We start from the raw sequence: 2,412 nt of genomic DNA, 5'->3' as shown, positions 1-2,412 counted from the left end.
GTAAGCGTCCGCCCATCACACCTTGCTAATGCTCATAGGCTTCCAGTTGTGCGGTAGCAGTTCATCAATGGCGTTGTTTTTCTGCGTTGGCAGTTTCGTCAGAATATCTTTCAGATAGGCATACGGATCGTGCCCATTGAGCTTGGCGGACTGGATTAACGTCATCACCGCAGCAGCGCGTTGACCACTTCGCAATGAACCTGCGAACAACCAGTTACTCCGACCCAATGCCCACGGGCGTATCTGGTTTTCCACCCAGTTATTGTCGATGGGCACTGCGCCATCGTCCAGATAGCGCGTCAGCGCTGTCCAGCGTTTAAGGCTGTAGTCCAGGGCCCTGGCCGTGCCGGAGCCATCCGGCACCTTCTGTCGGTGCGCGAGCATCCAATGATGCAAGGCATCGGCTATTGGTCTGGCCTTTTCATTTCTGATTTGCTGTCGCTTATCCGGCGGCAGGTCTTTGGTTTCCCGCTCAACTTGGTAAAGCTGGCCGATGTACTCCAGGGTCTGTTCCGCTATTTGGCTCTGGTTAGCTTGGTGTAGGTCGTAGAACTTGCGACGGGCATGGGCCATACAACCGATTTCGGTGATGCCGTTGCCGAAGCCCGCCTTGTAGCCCGAGTAATCGTCGCAGACCAGTTTGCCTTGCCAGCCTTCCAGGAAGGTTCGAGCGTGCTCACCCGCCCGGGTTGGGGCGAAGTCGTAAACAACGGCCTTGAGATTGGAGAACGGTGTGGTGCAATAGGCCCAGACATAGGCTTTGTGGGTTTTCTTCTTGCCCGGAGCCAGCATGCTGACCGGTGTTTCATCGGCGTGCAGAACGCCGTGTTCCAGTAGTGCATTTCTAAGAGCATTCACCAGCGGTTGCAGTTGCACACCGCAAGCACCTACCCACTCCGCCAGAGTTGAGCGCGGGATAGCGAGGCCAGCACGACCGAAGATACGTTCTTGACGGTATAGTGGTAAATGATCCGAGTACTTGGCCACCAGCACCTGAGCCAGTAATCCGGCGGTGGGAATGCCTTTATTGATGACCTGCGGAGGCACCGGTGCCTGGGTCAGGGTTTCGCACTGCTCACAGGCCCATTTGCCACGGATGTGCCGCTCTACTGTGAACTCGCCCGGCACATAATCCAGCTTTTCACTGACGTCTTCGCCTATGCGCTTGAGCTGGCAGCCGCAGCGACACTGAGTGTTCTCGGGTTCATGATGGATCAGGGTGCGGGGCAACTCCGGTGGCAGTGGAGCCCGCTTGGGTTGTGCTTTTGGCTCCGGCGGTGTTTCGGCGGCTGTGAGTTGTGCCAGTTCAGCCTCAATGGCAGCAATGTCGCTGTCGATCAGCTCATCCAGCAAGCGGCCTTGAACCGCATCCAGTTGTTCGCTGCGACGGGCGAACTTGTGGCGTTTAAGGATGGCCACTTCGTGGGTCAGTTTCTCGATGACTGCATCGCGGTGTACGAGTGCTCGATCCTTATTTTCTACGCGATCGAACAGATCCGTGACTAGGGCACGGAGTTGATCGGCGGAGAGTTGATTAAGATCGGGACGTTGTGACATGCAGAACAGTATCCCAAGCCACGGCCACTGTGGCGATCCGCCATTCTGATGATAGTCTGGGTAACCGGCTTGTGGTTACAGAATCGAGATCACACCGGCGGCACCGAGGCGTTGCCACGGCAACCCTTGAACCAGCGCAGCCAATTGTTCGTCTGTTAATAACAGTTGCTTGCCACGCCAGGTTTCGCCCCAATGGAACTTGCCGCGATTCAATCGACGGGCACAGAGCCATATACCAAGACCGTCGTGGATCAACACTTTCATTCGGTTGCCCCGTTTGTTGGCGAACAGATACGCACAATGGGGCTTGGCTGAGCCGAACACCTGGACGACACGCGCCAACGCGGTGTCTGGCCCAGCCCGCATATCCAAGGGCTCGGTGGCCAGCCAGATCTCGTCAATGCGGATCATGGCAACAGTTCGCGCAAAAACGCCGCGCATTGCTGACCTTGATCGGCGGGCCATTCCACCACAACCGGACCGCCGGCTCGTGGAATCTCGATGCGGATGGTGCGGCCCTTATCGGCAGGTTTCGTGGTATGCACGTCCGTTGCCGGCAAACAGACTGGTACAAAGGCTGGGGATTGGCTTGCCTCTACTTGCTTCGACTCTCTGATCCAGCGCCGGAGCTGGTTGGCGTTGAGGTCGTTATCCAGCGCAATACGGGAAACAGAAGCTCCAGGTCTGTGGCACTCGGCCACCAGCCGAGCTTTAAATTCCGGAGCGTGCCGACGGCGCTTTCGGTAAGGGCGGGTTACGCTTACGTTGTTCATAGATAGTGTCCACTAAAGAATAAGTGGACACTATCTTGAAGGCTTCGGCATCACACTCAAGATGGGTTAGCCGGACGGTTAC

At 56.8% G+C, this 2,412-nt stretch carries 3 protein-coding genes; all 3 read right to left on the bottom strand.

Going from position 1 to position 2,412, the window contains the following annotated elements; all coding sequences use genetic code 11:
* Nucleotides 1–15: 15 nt before the first annotated feature.
* The gene (tnpC, locus tag CDH47_RS17390) at nucleotides 16–1,557 is read right to left on the bottom strand and encodes an IS66 family transposase (RefSeq protein ID WP_100641609.1); all 1,542 of its coding nucleotides are present in this window, start codon (nucleotides 1,555–1,557) and stop codon (nucleotides 16–18) included.
* 75 nt (nucleotides 1,558–1,632) lie between these two features.
* Nucleotides 1,633–1,968 carry an IS66 family insertion sequence element accessory protein TnpB gene (gene tnpB, locus CDH47_RS17385; RefSeq protein WP_161494506.1) on the bottom strand — a complete coding sequence of 112 codons (336 nt, stop codon included), beginning with the start codon at nucleotides 1,966–1,968 and terminating at the stop codon, nucleotides 1,633–1,635.
* Complete coding sequence (tnpA, locus tag CDH47_RS17380; protein WP_100641605.1) at nucleotides 1,965–2,330, bottom strand: IS66-like element accessory protein TnpA; 366 nt, start codon at nucleotides 2,328–2,330, stop codon at nucleotides 1,965–1,967. Before tnpA ends, tnpB begins: the two co-directional genes overlap by 4 nt.
* Nucleotides 2,331–2,412 lie beyond the last annotated feature (82 nt).

Source organism: Marinobacter salexigens, from assembly GCF_002806945.1.
GTDB lineage: Bacteria > Pseudomonadota > Gammaproteobacteria > Pseudomonadales > Oleiphilaceae > Marinobacter > Marinobacter salexigens.
The sequence above is the reverse complement of the archived record's forward strand: the minus strand, read 5'-3'. Positions and strand labels throughout refer to the sequence as shown.

Coding starts and splice junctions, on each gene's coding strand:
- tnpB (WP_161494506.1), bottom strand. CDS start 1,968: ATGATCCGCATTGACGAGATCTGGCTGGCCACCGAGCCCTTGGATATG.
- tnpA (WP_100641605.1), bottom strand. CDS start 2,330: ATGAACAACGTAAGCGTAACCCGCCCTTACCGAAAGCGCCGTCGGCAC.
- tnpC (WP_100641609.1), bottom strand. CDS start 1,557: ATGTCACAACGTCCCGATCTTAATCAACTCTCCGCCGATCAACTCCGT.